The sequence below is a fragment of the Clostridium cadaveris genome (assembly GCF_020911725.1).
In the GTDB taxonomy this organism is placed as follows: domain Bacteria; phylum Bacillota; class Clostridia; order Clostridiales; family Clostridiaceae; genus Clostridium_X; species Clostridium_X cadaveris.
This window is the reverse complement of record NZ_CP076620.1, coordinates 3,324,612-3,342,957: the sequence shown is the minus strand read 5'-3', so window position 1 is coordinate 3,342,957 and position 18,346 is coordinate 3,324,612. Positions and strand designations below refer to the sequence as shown.

Annotated in this window: 15 protein-coding genes, 1 riboswitch and 1 other annotated feature; of the genes, 7 read left to right on the top strand and 8 right to left on the bottom strand. The window is 30.9% G+C overall.

What is annotated here, in order from left to right; genetic code table 11:
* Window positions 1-15 precede the first annotated feature (15 nt).
* Window positions 16-116, bottom strand: a riboswitch (TPP riboswitch).
* 54 nt (window positions 117-170) lie between these two features.
* Window positions 171-611, bottom strand: a complete 441-nt coding sequence (locus tag KQH81_RS16150) for a PadR family transcriptional regulator (RefSeq protein ID WP_027638499.1) — start codon at window positions 609-611, stop codon at window positions 171-173.
* Window positions 612-613: 2 nt separating this feature from the next.
* Window positions 614-1,459, bottom strand: coding sequence for a DegV family protein (locus KQH81_RS16145; protein WP_027638500.1), 846 nt, complete (start codon window positions 1,457-1,459; stop codon window positions 614-616).
* A gap of 296 nt (window positions 1,460-1,755) precedes the next feature.
* Between KQH81_RS16145 and KQH81_RS16140 the strand changes: the two genes are divergently transcribed.
* Complete coding sequence (locus tag KQH81_RS16140) at window positions 1,756-2,469, top strand: MgtC/SapB family protein (protein ID WP_027638501.1); 714 nt, start codon at window positions 1,756-1,758, stop codon at window positions 2,467-2,469.
* 76 nt (window positions 2,470-2,545) lie between these two features.
* Here KQH81_RS16140 and KQH81_RS16135 read toward each other — a convergent pair whose 3' ends face one another.
* Window positions 2,546-3,571, bottom strand: coding sequence for a DUF3048 domain-containing protein (locus KQH81_RS16135; RefSeq protein WP_035770604.1), 1,026 nt, complete (start codon window positions 3,569-3,571; stop codon window positions 2,546-2,548).
* 250 nt (window positions 3,572-3,821) lie between these two features.
* Here KQH81_RS16135 and KQH81_RS16130 point away from each other — a divergent pair, with 250 nt between their 5' ends.
* Window positions 3,822-5,939 carry an anaerobic ribonucleoside triphosphate reductase gene (locus KQH81_RS16130; RefSeq protein WP_027638502.1) on the top strand — a complete coding sequence of 706 codons (2,118 nt, stop codon included), beginning with the start codon at window positions 3,822-3,824 and terminating at the stop codon, window positions 5,937-5,939.
* A gap of 140 nt (window positions 5,940-6,079) precedes the next feature.
* Here the strand turns inward: KQH81_RS16130 and KQH81_RS16125 are convergent, their stop codons facing one another.
* Together KQH81_RS16125 and KQH81_RS16120 are read right to left on the bottom strand one after the other, a co-directional pair.
* Window positions 6,080-6,622 carry a putative ABC transporter permease gene (locus tag KQH81_RS16125; RefSeq protein WP_051196220.1) on the bottom strand — a complete coding sequence of 181 codons (543 nt, stop codon included), beginning with the start codon at window positions 6,620-6,622 and terminating at the stop codon, window positions 6,080-6,082.
* Between the two features lie 88 nt (window positions 6,623-6,710).
* On the bottom strand, window positions 6,711-8,714 hold the full coding sequence (locus tag KQH81_RS16120; RefSeq protein ID WP_230028497.1) for an alpha/beta hydrolase family protein: 2,004 nt from the start codon (window positions 8,712-8,714) through the stop codon (window positions 6,711-6,713).
* A gap of 184 nt (window positions 8,715-8,898) precedes the next feature.
* Here KQH81_RS16120 and nrdG point away from each other — a divergent pair, with 184 nt between their 5' ends.
* The 3 genes from nrdG (at window position 8,899) to KQH81_RS16105 (ending at window position 12,023) form a co-directional block, all read left to right on the top strand.
* Window positions 8,899-9,408 carry an anaerobic ribonucleoside-triphosphate reductase activating protein gene (gene nrdG / locus KQH81_RS16115; protein WP_027638505.1) on the top strand — a complete coding sequence of 170 codons (510 nt, stop codon included), beginning with the start codon at window positions 8,899-8,901 and terminating at the stop codon, window positions 9,406-9,408.
* 286 nt (window positions 9,409-9,694) lie between these two features.
* Entirely contained in the window at window positions 9,695-11,167 is a 1,473-nt protein-coding gene (locus KQH81_RS16110; protein ID WP_027638506.1) for a leucyl aminopeptidase, read from the top strand.
* Window positions 11,168-11,330: 163 nt separating this feature from the next.
* On the top strand, window positions 11,331-12,023 hold the full coding sequence (locus KQH81_RS16105; RefSeq protein ID WP_027638507.1) for a ferric reductase-like transmembrane domain-containing protein: 693 nt from the start codon (window positions 11,331-11,333) through the stop codon (window positions 12,021-12,023).
* An 82-nt stretch (window positions 12,024-12,105) separates the two neighbouring features.
* Here KQH81_RS16105 and KQH81_RS16100 read toward each other — a convergent pair whose 3' ends face one another.
* Complete coding sequence (locus KQH81_RS16100; protein ID WP_027638508.1) at window positions 12,106-12,753, bottom strand: HD domain-containing protein; 648 nt, start codon at window positions 12,751-12,753, stop codon at window positions 12,106-12,108.
* A gap of 380 nt (window positions 12,754-13,133) precedes the next feature.
* Here KQH81_RS16100 and lgt point away from each other — a divergent pair, with 380 nt between their 5' ends.
* Window positions 13,134-13,949, top strand: coding sequence for a prolipoprotein diacylglyceryl transferase (gene lgt / locus KQH81_RS16095; protein ID WP_027638509.1), 816 nt, complete (start codon window positions 13,134-13,136; stop codon window positions 13,947-13,949).
* 159 nt (window positions 13,950-14,108) lie between these two features.
* On the opposite strand, the gene asnS is transcribed toward lgt, so the two are convergent.
* Entirely contained in the window at window positions 14,109-15,500 is a 1,392-nt protein-coding gene (asnS, locus tag KQH81_RS16090) for an asparagine--tRNA ligase (RefSeq protein ID WP_027638510.1), read from the bottom strand.
* Window positions 15,501-15,557: 57 nt separating this feature from the next.
* Window positions 15,558-15,798 (bottom strand) — a binding site (T-box leader).
* A gap of 109 nt (window positions 15,799-15,907) precedes the next feature.
* Complete coding sequence (locus KQH81_RS16085; protein WP_027638511.1) at window positions 15,908-16,420, bottom strand: ferritin family protein; 513 nt, start codon at window positions 16,418-16,420, stop codon at window positions 15,908-15,910.
* A gap of 241 nt (window positions 16,421-16,661) precedes the next feature.
* Between KQH81_RS16085 and KQH81_RS16080 the strand changes: the two genes are divergently transcribed.
* On the top strand, window positions 16,662-18,320 hold the full coding sequence (locus tag KQH81_RS16080; RefSeq protein WP_027638512.1) for a tetratricopeptide repeat-containing diguanylate cyclase: 1,659 nt from the start codon (window positions 16,662-16,664) through the stop codon (window positions 18,318-18,320).
* Window positions 18,321-18,346 lie beyond the last annotated feature (26 nt).

Below are 18,346 nucleotides of genomic sequence, written 5' to 3'. Positions count from 1 at the left end.
TAATTAGTAAACTAACTACAAGTCACTTTGCTTTCCTACGCTGGCATTATCCAGTTCAGGTACGAGGGTCAATGATGAACTCATCTCTCAGCCTAAAGGCACCCCTAGCTCTTTATATTTTATTTATAAATTTATAATATACGTATAGTTACAAAAAGTCAATTATTGGATTAGAGGTAAAGATCATTGTAGACAACTTTAAACACTTCTAAAGCTTCTTCTATTTTATTTTTGAGAAGCTTTTTCTTCTTTAAATACTCAGCTTCACCTTCATCCGTAAGAGTGTAAATTTTTTGGAATTTTTTCTTTGGGTCGTCCCATTCACCTTTCACTAAATCATTTTTCTCTAGTTTTTTTAAAATAGGATATATACCTCCTGTACTAGGAATCCATAAACCGTTAGTATGACTTCCTATTTGATGAGCTATCTCATTACCATTGGATGGTCCTAAACTTAATATATATAGAACATACAATGGAAGAAGACCCTTAGTAAAAACTTGACCTACAGCTTCATTTTCTTTTTTTACTTTTTTTAGTTCAGCAAGCTTTTTTTTGTATTCTTCATACAGCTTCTCTTCTTCGGACTTAATGTTTTTATTATCTATCATAATTAATAACTTTCAGCTATAGCAACTCCAACTAAACCAGCTCCAGTATGAACACCAGCAGTAGGGCTTATGTCGGAGAAGTAAGTTCCTTTTAAATTTGGATCATCTTTTATTTGAGAATACACAAACTTTGCTTGATCTTCAGCACCACCATGCATAACACATACAAAACAAGGACCTTTAGCAAGTGATTCTTTAGCAATTGATATAAGCTTGTTTAAGCCTTGTTTTTTGCCGCGAGCTTTGCTATAGATATAATAAACTCCATCTTCATTAACAGAAATTATGGGCTTTATATTTAGAAGCTCTCCTAAAGTTCCGGCAACTTTTCCTATTCGACCTCCAGCTTTTAAATAAACTAAAGTGTCTATTACGAAAAACATTGATGTATGAGACTGATATATAGGAAGTTCTTTTACAATAGTATCAAAGTCAAATCCTTTTTCTATCATTTCAGCACATTTAAGAACTGTAAGACCAGTTCCTATTGATAGAGTTCTTGAGTCAAATACATGAATTTTTAGTTTAGGATGATTTTCTGCAACTAAATTTATTGCATTAAAAGTTCCAGACAGTCCACTAGATATAGATATAACAATAGCATGAGTGAAGCCTTCTTTTTCCACTTCACTAAATGTATCGTCTATTGTCTGTAAATCTGGAAGAGATGTTGTTGGGATCTCTTCTGGCAACCTAGAATATACTTCAGATGGCTCTATGCTTATTCTATCTAGATATTCTTCGTTTTTATATATTATTTTAAATGGTAACATTTTTATATTATATTTTGAGTAAGTTTCGGATTTTAAGTCGCTAGTGCTATCACATATTAAAGCAATTTTATCCATAGATTTAAAATTCCTCCTATATTTAATATAAGATAATTATATCACAATTGATAACTATATCAATAGTGATATAGTTGTGAAATTATATTTCAATTTAATTTAACAACTAAGTTATTTTTAATAACTGATTATAAAAAATATGATATAATATTATTATAAGGAAAGACAATAAAATAAAGTGTTGTGGTAAAATATGTTATAAGAAAAAGCAAAACAATATTTGGGAGAGTGAAATTAAATTTCAAAAAATGGTCTAAAAATTGAATGAAAATTCTAATTAGAGTGGAGGATAAGTTGTGTTAACTTATGAAATTATAGCTAGATTAATTATGGCGGTAATAATCGGAGGAGTAATCGGATATGAACGTCAGAACAAAAATAGACCAGCAGGCTTTAGAACTCATATTTTAGTATGTTTAGGAGCCACTGTTATATCGCTTATTCAATGTTTTAATGTAAATGATGCAATTAGAATGATACAGGCAGATCCAGCTTTGGCTAATGTAGTAAAGGTGGACATGCAAAGGCTTGGGGCTCAAGTTATATCAGGAATAGGTTTTTTAGGAGCAGGTACTATAATACACGAAAAAGGATCTATAAAGGGACTTACAACAGCTGCATCATTATGGGTAGTTGCATGTATAGGACTTGGCATAGGAATGGGATACTATTTCTTAGCTGGAGCATCTACTATAACCGCTGTTTTGGTATTGGGAATATTAAAGAAATTTGAAAAAAAATATATGATGACTTACAATGAATTAACTCTTCAAATTGAGCATTTAAATGATAAAGTAGTTTATCACGATATATCTCAATTTTTTAACAACAAAAATATAAAGATTTTAAGAGTTGATTTTTCTATAAATGAAGAAGATGATGATGCTAGGTATACTGAAAGTGAGTACACTATAAGACTGAATAAAGGGCTTAGCCCATCTAAACTTGCTGAAGAATTAGTATCAGCAGATGTAGGGGTAAAAAGAATTGTTAGATGTGAATATGCATAAACCTATGTACGGGTTTATGTTGTAAATATAAAATAAATGGGTGTTGAATGAGAACATACAACACCCTATTTTTATATTAATTTTTAGCTATTTTAGTAGAAGAGTCTATTATGTTCCATATAGTATTGCCGGGATTTAAAGGGATCGTATTACCATTGTCATCCTTTAAGACTGTAGAATCCTTTTCTTTGTACCATTTTGCAGATTTAATTTTTCCATTTGATAAAACAAAGCTGTTTCCAGAACCATTTAGATCAATATCTACGTGTTTACCATCCTTATTTAAGGTTATTTTAGTAAGTTGAATTACCACGTTCTTAAAACCTATAGGGGATCCAGTCTCTCTATCAATTGCAGCTTCATCATCCATGACTTTATAATATTTTCCGTTATTAAAGGTGTATGAGGTTTTATAGTATCGATTTATTGGAAGTTCTATATAGTTACATTCTTCTAAAGAATCTTTTGACCAGTAATCTTTATCGAATTTTAAATTACAAGTTGGAATATTAGAAAAACTTTTTTTATTTATTGTACTTGTAATTTTTGATGATGATGTATAAAGATTATGAGGAGCTTTGCGCACAGAGTCTCTCCAATAAGAGCTGCTGTTAGCCATTTCATCCATAGACATAAGATTTTCTGACTTGACACAGGCTAATGCCTCATCGCTACCGCCACAGTGAGCAAATGGAAGGTTGTATTCTTCTGATATATCTATGAAATACGGTCTAAGACTTCTTACAGGACCAATAACTTTTGCATCATTCTTTTGAAAAAGAGCAATAAATCTAGAAATACCTCCTTCTGCCATAGTCTCATAAACTATATCGGCATCATTTAAGCCACTTTGAGGACGTGAAGCTTTAGAATTTTCTATGACAACCATAAACGGAGTTTGATTTTTGACGGTAGAACTTATTTCTTCACCAGTAAATAGGCTTTTGACTGATGACGAAGGATTTCTTTCATTATGTAACATTGCAGAAGTTTCTGCAGTAGCTTCCTTAGTATTAGATGGTTCTTTTTTTTCAGCCAATGAACAACCGAATAAATTTATTGAAATGCCTAAGGTTAATGCTAAAATTAAAGTTTTATTCATATTAAAAACCTCCCTTAAATTTATGATATATTTAGTATTTATATGAAAGATGAGTTTGATTTATGAATAGGTGAGAAAACTTTGTATTGTCAACAGGAGGTAATGTGCAAGAAATCTATGTAGAGAAAGCTACAGACGATTAAAGAGAGAATTTCAAAAAAAAATATGTTTATATGAATTGCTATGAGAAAGTATGTTTAGTATAATGTATCAAGTTGATACTAGATATTGTGTTTGGAGGGATACTTTAATGCTACATGTTGTGAAAAGAGATGGACGTAAGGTTGAATTTAACTCTCAAAAGATAGCTGATGCTATAAAGGGAGCATCAGAGGAAATTGCTTATGGGTTGAAAGAAAGCGAAATAATAGAGATAACTAAAGACGTAATAAAAGAAATTGAAAATCGTGAATTAGATGAGATAACAGTGGAAACTATACAAAATATTGTTGAAGATACTTTGGCTTCTTTAAATTATGGTGAAGTCAGCAGGACTTATAGTAATTATAGACAAGAAAGAACAATGGTTAGAGAAATCAAATCAGATCTTATGAAAGCTATAGAAAAGATTGGTGTTGAAACTGATAGGGATAATGCTAATGTAGGAAATAACTTTAGTTCAAAATTATTAAGAATAGCAAGTGAATCAAATAAGTGGCATAACTTAGCTTCTATGCCTAAAAATTTAGCAAAAGCTCATGAAAATGGGGATTTATATTATCATGACTTAGATAGCTACAATTTGACTACAAATTGTTTACATATACCAACTAGAGAAATTTTAGAAAGAGGCTTCAATACAGGATATGGAACTATAAATCCTCCTAAAAGAATAGAGTCAGCTGCAGAACTTTCATGTATACTTCTTCAGTCAACTCAAAATGATATGTTTGGTGGACAGTCACATCCGGATTTTGATAATGACATGGGTATTTTTGTAGAGCCTACTAGAAAAGAAATAAGATGTGAATTAGAAGGGTATGGACTTACAGGAAGTCAGCTTGAGGAATTAACTGAGAAGAAGCTTAAAAAACAAATTCATCAGGCTATGCAGGGAATAGTATACAATCTAAACACTATGCATTCAAGAGCCGGTTCTCAGGTACCATTTAGTTCAGTAAATGTAGGAATACCTGAAAACCATGATAGTGCTATGATATGTGAGATATTCCTTTTAGAATATGAAAAGGGACTAGGAAAGGGAGAGCAACCTATATTCCCTAACATAATCTTTAGAGTTAAGGAAGGTGTCAATAGAGAAGTAAGCGATCCATATTATTATCTATATGAGCTAGCATGTAGAGTAGCAAGCAAGCGTATGAATCCGACTTTTATGAATATAGATGCTGATTTTAATAAAGATTATTATGATAAAGGTGTGGTTCCAGCAACTATGGGATGCAGAACATACATCATGTCTAATGTGAATGGAGAGCCAGGAACTAAGGGAAGAGGAAATATAGCTCCAACAACTATAAATCTTCCAAGAATAGGCTTGTTAGCAAAAGGTAATGTAGATAAATTTTTTGAGATGCTTGATGTAAGATTGAATCTAGCTAAGGAAGCTTTAATGCATAGATATGAAGTTCTTAAAAACTTAAGGGTTAAAGATCTTCCATTTGTTGCAGGACAAGGACTTATGAAGGGTTCAGAAGGATTAGAGCCAAATGATTCAATAGAACCAATATTAAAGCAAGGGAGCTGGAGTATAGGCTTCATTGGTCTTGCAGAGACTCTTACAGCTCTTACAGGAAAACATCACGGTGAGGATGAAAAATCTAGAGAATTAGGAGTTAAGATTATATCTCATATGAGAGATTACACTGATAAGCTTATTGAAGAAACAAAGCTTAATTGGAGTACTTATGCAACTCCAGCAGAGGGATTAAGCGGAAAGTTTATTCTTCAAGATAAAAAGGTATTTGGAGAGGTAGCAGGTATTACGAATAAAGATTACTACACAAATAGCTATCACATACCAGTAGGATTCCCTATTTCTATAAAGGATAAAATAGATATAGAAGCTCCATATCATAAGCTATGCAATGCAGGCCATATAACTTATATAGAAGTAGATGACCGTCCAGATGGAGAAACTATAATGGATATATTAAATTATGCATATAAAAACACTAATATAAGTTATATGGGAATAAACTTTCACATAAGATACTGCAAATCCTGCGGAACATATTTAGATACAGGAGATATAAAGTGCCCTAAGTGTGGAAGTAATGACATACAGGGAGTATCTAGAGTTACAGGATATTTAAGCCTTGATGAGAGATTTGGTCCTGGGAAGCATGCAGAAAGACATGATAGACTAACTCATACAACAAAAGAGAGCGGATATAGAGATTGTGAATAGATTAAAGTTAAGAAGTCTTTATCTAAGAATGTGAATTTTGTTATCTCATACTTAAAAAGATGTAAGGGATGACAACTGTTAACTATTAGATAAACGAATTAGCCCTTGCTGATGCGATATAATTCAGCAAGGGCTAATTTTTATATGAACTTATCCTTTGGCATTTTTGCCATAAGAGTTAAGACTAAATCAACCAATAGATATATAGATAAGATTATAGAGATGGAATTAGAGATATATATGCTTCTCATATATATATTGTTTATTATAGGCTGAAGTATATATATGGCTGCAAATACTAGAATAATCCAAAAAGCTGAAAAAAGAAGACATACATATCCATTTATGTTTAAAGGAAGATCAGCATAATCCCAATATTTTAGTCCTAATAGATGATCTAATAAAAATCCGGATATGTACTCTACAGTGCTTGGAACAATAATGCTCATAATTCCCAAAAACCATAGGCTTGAATTGTACCTTTGAAGCACTATTATTATAGTCATAGCAAAACCGTACATGGGTTTAAAAGGTCCTATAAGAAATCCATTTTTAGAAAAACTGCCACACATAACAAGGCTATATAGGCCCTCTACTATCCAACCTAAAAATGAATATAGAACAAAATAAAAAAGCAGAGAATAAATGTTTATAGCAGGAAATTCTCTGTTTAATAATTCCATAAGTACTCCTCCCTATACTAAAATTGAGTATAAGGTTAGTATTTCCCAGCTATTATTATTTATTCTCTGATTATAAATTTATATCATATTATTTTAGGTATTTTTCAAACCAGTTAGTGATTTCAGTAAGTCTTCTTATTCTGTGCTTTGGCTTACCACTTCTTGAAAGTTCATGATTTTCTCCTCTAAACATGCATAGTCGAGAATCAATTCCATGATACTTGAGTGCTGTGAACATTTGTATTCCTTCAGCTAGCCAGCATCTATAATCTTCTTCTGAATGTATGAACAGTGTTGGCGTTGTAACCTTATCTGCATACTTAAGAGGAGAATGGAACCAAAGTTTCTCATAATCATTCCAAGGGGTAGCCCCTTGCTGATCATCTACGAAATAATATCCTATATCTGTAGTACAGAATTTAGAAATCCAATTTGATATGCTTCTTTGAGAAGCAGCAGCCTTAAATCGATTTGTATGACCTATTATCCAGTTAGTCATAAATCCACCATAAGAACCACCAGTAACACCTACATTTGAACTATCTATATTAGGATATTTCTTTAGAACTTCATCAGTAAATCTCATAAGATCATCATAATCAATAGTGCCATATTTTCCTCTTATATCAGCAAATGCTCCACCATGGGCATCACCGCCTCTAGGATTACAGAAGAATACAAAATAGCCTTCATTTGCCCAGAACTGCATTTCATGATAAAATACATCGCCATAAATACCCTTAGGACCGCCATGAATATCAAAAATAGCTGGATATTTTTTAGTTTCATCAAAGTCAGCAGGCTTAAGAACCCATCCTTCTATATTGATACCAGGAACAGTTTCAAATGTAATACTTTCAGGTTTTATTACCTTAAGTTCGTCTTGTACCCATTGATTAAAGCTTGAAAGTTGAGTTTCCTTTCCACAATCCATTTTGTAAAGTTCTTGAAGTTTTTGATCTCTAAGAGCTATCATTAAAATTTTTCCGTTTTTAACATCGTAACAGTCAACAGAGCCTTTATTAGAACTTACTTTTTCAATGTTTCCATTTATATCTATTCTATTAATGTAAGAACTGTCTATTTCAGTTGTTATAAAATAAAGATATTCCCCATCCATCACCATGGTCTTCCCGCCGCCATAACGACAATCAGTGCCTACAGAATTCCATGTACTTTTATCAAGATCATCTGTTAAGAGTACTTTTGAGAAATCTCTTAAACTTATCAAATAGAATTTGCCATCCTCATTGATTCCATATTTTTTCATGTCACTTCCTAAAACTATTAAAGTATCATCATTTATGAAGTCAACATAGCTGTAAGAGAAGTATTCATCTTTATTTATATGATTAAGAGAATTTTTAGTTAAATCATAAAGGTATAAGTTATCATTTAAAGGAGCTTTATCCTTGAAAGAGCTGCCAGTAAAAACAATCTTGTCCTTATTTTTATTTAAATGAAGGGCTCCTATAGAAGTATATTCATCTGTTATAGCAGTAACTTTATTTGAACTAACTACATATTTATATAGTCTATGTCTTTGCTTGTTTATAAAACCGCTTCCATTGCTCCAGAAAGGAATTTCATCTAAAACTTCATAATCTTTTTCATCTTTCCTTAGCTTAAGTTCGTCTTCTTTTTCATCATCAGATAACTTGGATAGATCATTGGAACCTATTTTATGCATTGAAGTGAAAATGAAAGTATCTTCATCTATTTCATATATGGAAGATACAAGTTTTGGAATTTTAAAAGCTTTTACAGCTTCTCCTCCATGTATGTTTATTTTGTAAAATTGAGTAAACTCATGACCGCTTTCAAGCTTCTTTTTATCCCTTGCATCTCTAGATGATGGAAAAAGAATGGTTTGATTATCAGAAAGCCATATGTAGCTTCTTTCATTATCGCAGGCAGTAAGTTGAGAGCATGTCTCGTTTTCGGAATTATAAAGCCATAAATTAGAATTATAGCTGTTATCCTCTACATTAGCATTTGAAACTACGAAACATGCACTATCTCCTTTTGGTGAAAAATTCAATGAAGAAAGAAATTTGTATTTTATAAAGTCCTCTAGTTGTATATTTCTCATTTTTACTTAACCCCCTTTAAAAGCATAATAATTTAGAAAATTCTAATTATAATTATACATTAAATATATAGAAATAGACTACAGGAAAATATTATCTATACTAGTCTGTGTAAAAAGTGTACTGATAGAAATTAAATTATCTGAAGTGTATAATATAAGAATGAAATACATGGAGGGAATAAATATGAAGAAAGATAAGACTGTTAGGCTTTCAGGCATTCTTCCAGAAAGCCTTGTGAATGGTCCTGGAATAAGAAGAGTATTTTTTGCTCAAGGATGCTTACATAACTGTAAAGGCTGTTTTAATTCTGAAACTCATGATTTTAATGGTGGAGAAGAATTTGATATGGACAAACTTATAGATGAAGTTAAAGTTAACCCTATGCTTAAAGGAGTAACTTTTTCAGGCGGTGACCCTTGGGAGCAGGCGGATAAATTTGCATATATGGCAAAACAATTTAAAGATCATGGATTGAATGTATGGTGTTATACAGGATATAGCTATGAATATATATTAGATCATATGGATAAGAGAGAGGGTTGGAGAGAGCTTTTAAATAATATTGATGTTTTAGTTGACGGAAAATTTGATGAAACGAAAAAAATAGAGGGATTGAAATTTAAAGGTTCTAGCAATCAGAGAATAATAGATATAAAAAATAGCGATAAGGAACATATAATTTTAAAGTACTAAATGAAAATATTCTTATGTCATAAAAATTAAAATTTAGCACAATCTAAGGATATATAGATGGTAAGGAGGAATTTTTATGAATAAGAGAGTTATAAAATTAGTTGCTATAGCTATAATATTAACTTTAACACTTACAGCCTTGCTTAATAGCAATATACGTTTAGGAGAGGCAATACCAACTTGGTTTATGAAATAAAGCTATTGGATTAAATATAAAAATAAACTATACTAATGACTAGAGGGGAAATCTCTCTAGTTATTATTTTTTACAAAAGGGGGATGGGACATGGAATTTAAATTAAATGACAATGGCTGTTCATCAGCAGAATGCGTTATTGTTCCAGTATTTGAAAATCAAGAATTATGTGTTAGCTGCGAAGGCATAAAGAAGATGATAAATTCAGTGAGAAATAGTGAAGCTTTCAAAGCAGTAAAAGGAGATATATATCATTTTACTAACATTTCTGAAGAAACTATAAAGCATATACTTCTTGTGGGGCTTGGAAAGAATGAAGAGATAACTTCGGAAGATGTGAGAAAGATATTTTCTAAAGTTGTAAAAAAAGCTAGGGAATTAAAGATTGCTAGTGCATCAGTAAAATTTTTTACTACAGATGGATTGTGTAAAAAAGGTACAATCAAAGCTATAGCAGAAGGAATGGCTCTTGCTGATTATAGTTTTGATAAATATAAGACTAACAAGAGTGAGATCACTTTAAAAGAAGTTTCTATAGTTGATATTAATGATGAAGATAAAGAGATTCTAGAGTCTGCATTAAAAGAAGGACTTAGTCTTATCAAATCAACAGTATTTGCTAGAGATTTGGTGAATGAACCAGCGAATACAATCTACCCAGAGACTTTGGCTGAAAGATGCATAGATGCAGGAAAAGCATATGGTTTTGAAATTGAAGTACTAGATGAAAATCAAATAAGGGAATTGGGAATGGAAGCTTTCTTAGCAGTTGGAATGTCTGCTTTTAACAAACCAAGATTTATAATCATGAGATATTTTGGAAACAAAGAGGATAAAGAAAATATACTTGGATTGGTTGGAAAAGGTCTTACTTATGATGCAGGTGGATATTCACTTAAGCCTACTCAAGGTATGGTAGACATGAAGAGTGATATGGGAGGAGCTGCGGCTGTAATCGGAGCAATGTGTTCTATAGCTGAAATGAAATTAAAGAAAAATGTAGTTGCAGTAGTTGCTGCTTGCGAGAATTTAATTTCTAATGATGCCTACAAGCCAGGAGATATAATTTCATCTATGGCAGGAAAGACTATAGAAGTAGTTAATACTGATGCAGAGGGTAGGCTTACTTTAGCAGATGCTGTCTACTATATAACATCTAGGGAAAATGTAAATAAGGTTATAGATGTAGCAACTTTGACAGGGGCTGTTTTAGGAGCTCTTGGAACACTAACAACAGGAGTTATAACTAATGATGAAGCTTTCTATAATGACCTTTTAAGTGCAGGTAAGCGTTCAGGAGAAAAATTCTGGCAGCTTCCGGCTTTTGAAGAGTACAAAGAACTTCTTAAATCAAAAGTAGCAGATTACAAAAACTCTGGTGGAAGATTTGCTGGAACTATAACAGCTGGCCTATTTATTGGAGAATTTTTGTACAAACCAATGCCATGGCTTCATCTTGATATAGCAGGAACAAGTTTTGTAGATGGAGCTAAGGACTACTTAACAGCAGGAGGAACAGCTGCACCACTTAGAACACTTTACTACTTAGTAAGAGAAAACTAAAATTTAAAGAAAAGGAGAGCATTTTGGGCTCTCCTTTTTTATGCAATTATAATTTAAAAAAGTAAAAATATAAATTAATTAGAGCATAACTTTATTGACTATTTTTAAAAACCAATATATAATTGATAATAATAATCAATATCAATTATCGAAGGAGGCATTTATGCTATTTATAATTACACTTTTAGTTTTATTGGGATTAAGTTGTATTTTTTATAAACAAATAAATAAATACAGCAGTATAATTTACTTAGTTTCAATTATTATCACTACACTTTTAATTTTTATTAATAAAGGTAATTTTTCAGGGTATATTCCTGATTTTTTGAGAAGAAATTTCTTAAATATATTTACAAAAGGGACTTTTTCTTTAGCATTATTTACGATAGTTATGTTTACTGGTGTTATTAAAAATACTTCTCCTATAAAAGGAAGATTAATGAGAATAAGAGGAGAACTTTCTATAGTAGCTTGTATACTTGTTTTAGGACATAACATATTATATGGGATAAAATATTTCCCTGCTCTTTTTATTAATCCTAGTTCTTTATCTACATACAAATTGATGGCTACTATAGTTTCTTTAATAATGATTACTTTAATGATTCCTCTTATGATAACATCTTTTAAATGTGTAAGAAAAAAGATGCCTTATAAAAAGTGGAAAAATATTCAGAGAAGTGCATATGTCTTTTATGGGCTAATTTATGTACATATGATGCTTTTATATATTCCAAAGTTTGAGAAAAAGTATTTGGACATAATTCTTTATACAGTTATGTTCCTTATATATTTTATATTAAGAATAAATAAATATTTTAAAGATAAATCTAAAAAGAACAAAATATATTCTTAAAATATACCCCTTTCATTAATAAAAAAAGAACAGTAAGTATTATCAATACCTGCTGTTCTTTTTCATGTAACTTATACTTATATTATTTGAAGTTCCACTCATAGTAAAATTCATCTAAAAACTTCAGCATAAAGTCATGTCTTCTCTGTGCTAATTCTTTTGCTGTTTCCGTATTCATAAGATCTTTTAGCTTTAGGAGTTTCTCATAAAAGTGATTTATAGTATGATTTTTAGCATTTTTTACTTCATCTAAAGATGAAAAATCCATAGGTTTTATATTGGGATCATACATAGGTCGATTTTTATGACCACCGTAAGCAAAGGTTCTTGCTATTCCAATTGCACCAATGGCATCCAATCTATCAGCATCTTGAACAACCATACCTTCTATAGTCTTTTGAGTAGAATCAACTACACCACCCTTAAAAGACATAGTTCTGATTATGGTTAAAATATGATTTATTGAAGCTTCATCTATATTTTGTGATCTAAGAAAAGCTTCAGTTCTAGATGTATTTGTTTCAGTACCCTCAGAAAACTTCCAGTCATCTATATCATGAAGAAGAGCTGTCATCTCAACAATAAAACTGTCAGCCTTCTCTTTAGATGCTAAAAATTTTGAAGTGTTATAGACCCTTTCTATATGAAACCAATCATGACCGCTGCCTTCCCCATATAATTTATCATGCACAAACCTTTTTGTAGTTTCAATAATTAAAGCTTTATCCATAAGCAATCCTTTCTATGCAAATGTGCATTTAAAAATTTTATAAACAATCATATTGAGCTTATAAAAACAATTCTAACATAAAAGATTATCTCAGGATAATGTAATTTTGATTGTTAGAGATTTTAATACGCAAATCTTTCTTAAGAAAGTTTATCAATAAGCTTAAGATTATCTAAAAGTTAAGATATTTCTTGATTTGAAGTTATTTAAAAATTGTATGAGATAAATCTCTATGATAAAATATTAGCTATATTAATTTAGGGTTATCTAAAGGTTAGCCGTTATAGATTTCTCCACTGTAGGTGTAATATAACAATTGCTATGCTACTAGAAATCAGCTTATGAATTAATAAATTTATTGAGAATAGGATGGGAAACTTATGACAAGTAAATATTTCGCACAAAACTTATTTGGAATTAAGGGATTAAACATTGCTTGGTATGGAGTGATAATAGGGTGTGGTATATTAATAGGAACTATTATTGCTGGAAGAGAAGCGAACAAACAAAGGTTAAAGAGTGATTTAATATCTGATTTTCTACTTTTTGCATTGCCTATATCTATTATAGGTGCTAGAGCTTATTATGTAATATTCCAATGGGAACAATATCAATACAATCCTATAAAGATTTTTTCTATATGGGAAGGCGGAATAGCTATCTATGGAGGTGTCATAGGTGGGTTTATAGCTGCAGTATTATTTTGCAAATTCAATAAATTCCCGTTGATGCGTCTAATAGATATAGTTGTACCTAGTCTTATTCTTGGTCAAGCAATAGGACGTTGGGGGAACTTTGTCAATCAAGAAGCCTTTGGAAATCTCGTTACAAATCCTAATCTTCAATTTTTTCCATTTGCTGTGTACATAGATAAACTAGGAGAATGGCATCAAGCTACATTTTTTTATGAAAGTATGTGGAATTTAGGAGTGTTTTTAATTCTAATAGCATTTAGGTATCGTAAGAAGATTAAATTCCATGGACAACTTTTAGCTATGTATTTTGTTGGATATGGACTAGGCAGGCTATGGATAGAAGGTCTTAGAACTGATAGCTTATATCTTTTCCCTGGCTTTAGGGCTTCACAAGTACTTTCACTTATACTGATTATTATAGGAGCAATAATGTTGATATTCCATAAAAAATTAATGTTATCTTATTCTAATGATTATAAAGGCAAATATTCATTAGAGTAGATAATACTACAGTGAAAATATTTTTATAGATAAATAAAAAAATAACCTTAGTTTAAGGTTATCTTTTAGTGGTTAGTGTTAGGATAGCGTTATTTTTAAATAACGCTATCTTTTTAGAGTTTATAACCCATGTATTAAAACAAAATTTTGAACGTTTTTCTAGAATTCTGCAGTTCCAGTAGTTCTTGGGAATGGGATAACGTCTCTGATGTTGCTCATTCCTGTGATATACATGATAAGTCTTTCAAAGCCTAATCCAAAACCAGCGTGTTTTGTTCCGCCGTATTTTCTAAGCTCTAAATACCACCAGTAATCTTCCTTATGAAGTCCAAGCTCTTCGATTCTCTTTTCAAGAACGTCAAGTCTTTCTTCTCTCTGACTTCCACCGATGATTTCTCCTATACCAGGAACTAAGCAGTCAGTAGCAGCGACTGTCTTTCCATCATTATTCATTCTCATATAGAATGCTTTGATCTCTTTTGGATAGTCAGTTACAAAAACTGGTCTCTTAAACACTTCTTCTGTTAAATATCTTTCATGCTCAGTTTGTAGGTCAGAACCCCATGATACTGGATATTCAAACTTCTTGTCAGCCTTTTGTAAAAGCTCTACAGCTTCAGTATAAGTGACTCTTCCAAAATCAGAAGAAACTACATTAGTTAATCTATCTAATAATCCCTTATCAACAAATGAACTAAAGAATTGCATTTCCTCAGGACATTCGTCCATAACATACTTGATAACATATTTAAGCATATCTTCTGCAAGTTCCATATCATCTTGAAGATCAGCAAATGCTATCTCAGGCTCAATCATCCAGAACTCAGCAGCGTGTCTTGCGGTGTTTGAGTTTTCAGCTCTAAAAGTTGGTCCAAAAGTATAAACGTTCTTGAATGCTAAAGCGAAACACTCAGCGTTTAACTGACCAGAAACTGTAAGGTTGGTTTCCTTTCCGAAGAAATCTTCTTTAAAGTCTATAGATCCATCTTCAGTTTTTGGAACATCCTTAAGGTCTAAAGTTGTAAGCTGGAACATTTCTCCTGCACCCTCACAGTCGCTTCCAGTTATTATTGGAGTATGAGTATATACAAATCCTCTTTCTTGGAAGAATTTGTGTATAGCATAAGCTGCTACAGATCTTACTCTAAATACAGCAGAGAATGCGTTGCTTCTTGGTCTTAAGTGAGCTATTGATCTAAGATATTCAAAGCTGTGTCTCTTCTTTTGAAGAGGATAATCAGAGTTTGACAATCCTTCAACAACTATAGTAGTAGCTTTTATTTCAAAAGGCTGCTTTGCCTGTGGAGTAGCAACTACCTTTCCCACAACTGTTAATGATGAACTTATAGGAAGTTTTGCAATCTCCTTAAAGTTTTCTAGAGAGTCATCAAAAACTATTTGAAGGTTTTTAAAAAATGTACCATCATTTAATTCTATGAATCCAAAAGTCTTAGAATCTCTAAGTGTTCTAATCCAACCGCATATAGATATTTCGCTATCTATATATTTGTCACTGTTTCTATAAAGTTCTTTTATAGATATCTTTTCCATTGTAAAAACTCCTTTCGATATTTAATATAATAAAAAAACCTTTCATCCCTAAAAAATATAAGGGACGAAAGGTATAATTCCGTGGTACCACCCAATTTGCTGAAAACAGCCGCTCATATCTGCACAATGTAATGCAGCTCAACGTATAACGGGTTGACTCCGTCTAAGTCTACTCTCTAAAAAGATTTCGGTTAGAAGCTCCGAGATGTTCTTCAATATAAGTTTCATACAAGGCTTTCACCAACCCTTGCTCGCTAAGACTACCTCTTATATTTACTCTTCTCATCACAGCCATAATATATTATATACAATATATTATAACCATGTTATAAAAAAAATCAACTATTATTAACTGGGTGTTCAGCATTATTTGGACAAATTTAGAAATCATAAATCGAAATGAAGGATTAAGAAGATTCATATTTGTCTTTGTCTAATATTATTAAGGCTCTTGTAAGCTCTTCTGTATGTTCTTTTTCATCTTTTGTTATATGACGGATTAGGTTGATTAATTTTTCATCACTAAGGTGAGAAATAAGATCTTCATAAAGAATTATAGCTTCTAATTCTCCCTTTATAGCATCTCTAATATTTGTAAGCAAATTATTTTTAGTGTTTTTGAAGTGAATTTCATCTTTATACTTATCTTTCAAAGATATTTGAATGTGCTCAGAAGCTTCTTCTGATAATTTACATTCTTCTTCATCTACGGATCTTAGTGCATCTAGAAATTCCATATAATGATGTTTTTCTTCTTCTCTTATGTGGTGGAAGAGGTCTTTAACTTCCTTGTTATCAGTAGCACTTATAAAACTAGTATAATCATTAATCGCAACCAGCTCGGCAATCATTCCTTCTCTAAGAAGAGTTTGAATGTCTTTTAAAAGGCCTTGAGGCTGCCTATCAGTTGTATAACTCATAAAATCTCCTAAAAATTGTTAGTATATAATATTATATTCATTATATTATAATAGAGTTACATAAAATAAAGCTTAAAATATAAAAATAAAGTATTAAGTATGATGAAACTAAAAATACAAAAAAGTTACAAATAAAAATTATTTTACCAAAATTAGGTTGAAAAAAAAACAAAAATGTGAAATAATTTTAATATGCCATTTAACATGTATAAAATAATACATTCAATAGCTGGAGGCTTTTATGGATAAGAAAATTTCAGATGAAGTAAACAGTAAAATTGAACAAGTTGATAACATAATATACAAGGATTTAAATAAAGCATATGAAATAGCTAACGAAGCATATGAAATGTCAAAACAATATAATCTTCGCTTACAGCAGGGAAAATCATTGATGGCATTGTGTAAGGTGTTTAGGGCAGAAGGAAAGATAAGTCAGTGTTTAGAGTATGCTTATGAAGCTCTTGGAATTTTTAGTGATTTAGGCAATAAAGAAAAAAAAATTCAGGCTCTAAACATGATATCTATATGTTATTATTATAGCAATGTATATGATAAAGCTACTCAATACTTATTTGAGGCTTTAGAATTATGCGAAGATATAAGAGATGATTTCATGTTAAGCTATATTTTAAATAATATTGGGGATATATATAGAGAATCAAAAAAACTTGCTGATGCTTTAGAGTATTATAATAAATCTTATAAAATATGTGAGGGTTCAAAATTTAGTTGGAATAAAGGCTACATCTTAAAGAATATAGGAAAGGTTTATTTTGATATGGGAAAATTTGATGAAGCAATGGAGTGGTTTTCAAAGAGTTACTATATGGCAATAAAATGTAAGGATTATGTTGAACTAGGACAGATAGAAAGTCAGATGGGAAACGTTTATGTAAAATTAGAAGATTACAACAAAGCTAAAGCGTGTTACCAAAAATCCTTAGAAAGATTTAAAGCAACAGATGGAAGAAGGTATGAAATAGATTCCCTAATAGGTCTTGGAAGGATAGAATTAAAGAAAAAACCTAAGAATGCTATAAGCTATTTTGAGAAAGCTATTGAAGAATGTGATGAAATAAGTGATGATAGAAAATTAAGTTATATTTATTCTATACTTGCTAATTATTATGAAGAAAATGAGAATTATAAGCTTGCATTGGAGTATGAAAAAAAGCATTATAATATTAGTGAAAAAATAAATACAATAATGATTGGATATAAGCTTGAAATAATAAAGTTTGAGCTTGCAAAAATAAATATAAATTCTAAAATAGAATCATTTAAGACCATAAATGAGCAACTGGAGGAAGAAATACATAATCATGAGGAGAAATTAAAAGAATTAACTGCATTAAATGATTCTTTAAAGGAAAAAGCAAATTATGACCATCTTACAGGACTAGCAAATAGACATTTTATAGATACATACATGAATAACTTATGGGCTGAATGCAATGAGAAAAACCAAAGTATCTTTGTCATGATTATGGATATAGATGATTTTAAAAGATTTAATGACCATTGGGGTCATGCTGAAGGTGATGAATGCTTAAAGAAAGTAGCTGCTATACTTGATGAAAATAATTTATCATTAAAGTCTTTCACTGGAAGATATGGGGGAGAAGAATTTATATTCTTCAAGAAAGATATAACATATGAAGAGGCTTTAAATATAGGAGAATTTTTTAGAACAAAAGTTAGTGAATTGAATCTTAAGTATAACGAAAATTATGATGAAAATGTGACTTTAAGCATAGGCGGGGTTATAGGGTATACTTCTGATTTAAGGGATATAAAAACTGCAATAGATATGGCTGACAAACAGCTTTATGTTTCAAAAAATATGGGTAAAAATATAGTTAATATTGTTTCAACAACAATTAATAACTATTTATAAAATAGAGGAGGGTAGAAAGTAAACAA

Coding starts and splice junctions, on each gene's coding strand:
- KQH81_RS16085 (WP_027638511.1), bottom strand. CDS start 16,420: ATGAGTTATACAACTGATAGGCAGCCTCAAGGCCTTTTAAAAGACATT.
- KQH81_RS16130 (WP_027638502.1), top strand. CDS start 3,822: ATGCTACATGTTGTGAAAAGAGATGGACGTAAGGTTGAATTTAACTCT.
- KQH81_RS16120 (WP_230028497.1), bottom strand. CDS start 8,714: ATGAGAAATATACAACTAGAGGACTTTATAAAATACAAATTTCTTTCT.
- asnS (WP_027638510.1), bottom strand. CDS start 15,500: ATGGAAAAGATATCTATAAAAGAACTTTATAGAAACAGTGACAAATAT.
- KQH81_RS16100 (WP_027638508.1), bottom strand. CDS start 12,753: ATGGATAAAGCTTTAATTATTGAAACTACAAAAAGGTTTGTGCATGAT.
- lgt (WP_027638509.1), top strand. CDS start 13,134: ATGACAAGTAAATATTTCGCACAAAACTTATTTGGAATTAAGGGATTA.
- KQH81_RS16080 (WP_027638512.1), top strand. CDS start 16,662: ATGGATAAGAAAATTTCAGATGAAGTAAACAGTAAAATTGAACAAGTT.
- KQH81_RS16135 (WP_035770604.1), bottom strand. CDS start 3,571: ATGAATAAAACTTTAATTTTAGCATTAACCTTAGGCATTTCAATAAAT.
- KQH81_RS16150 (WP_027638499.1), bottom strand. CDS start 611: ATGATAGATAATAAAAACATTAAGTCCGAAGAAGAGAAGCTGTATGAA.
- KQH81_RS16105 (WP_027638507.1), top strand. CDS start 11,331: ATGCTATTTATAATTACACTTTTAGTTTTATTGGGATTAAGTTGTATT.
- KQH81_RS16110 (WP_027638506.1), top strand. CDS start 9,695: ATGGAATTTAAATTAAATGACAATGGCTGTTCATCAGCAGAATGCGTT.
- KQH81_RS16145 (WP_027638500.1), bottom strand. CDS start 1,459: ATGGATAAAATTGCTTTAATATGTGATAGCACTAGCGACTTAAAATCC.
- KQH81_RS16125 (WP_051196220.1), bottom strand. CDS start 6,622: ATGGAATTATTAAACAGAGAATTTCCTGCTATAAACATTTATTCTCTG.
- nrdG (WP_027638505.1), top strand. CDS start 8,899: ATGAAGAAAGATAAGACTGTTAGGCTTTCAGGCATTCTTCCAGAAAGC.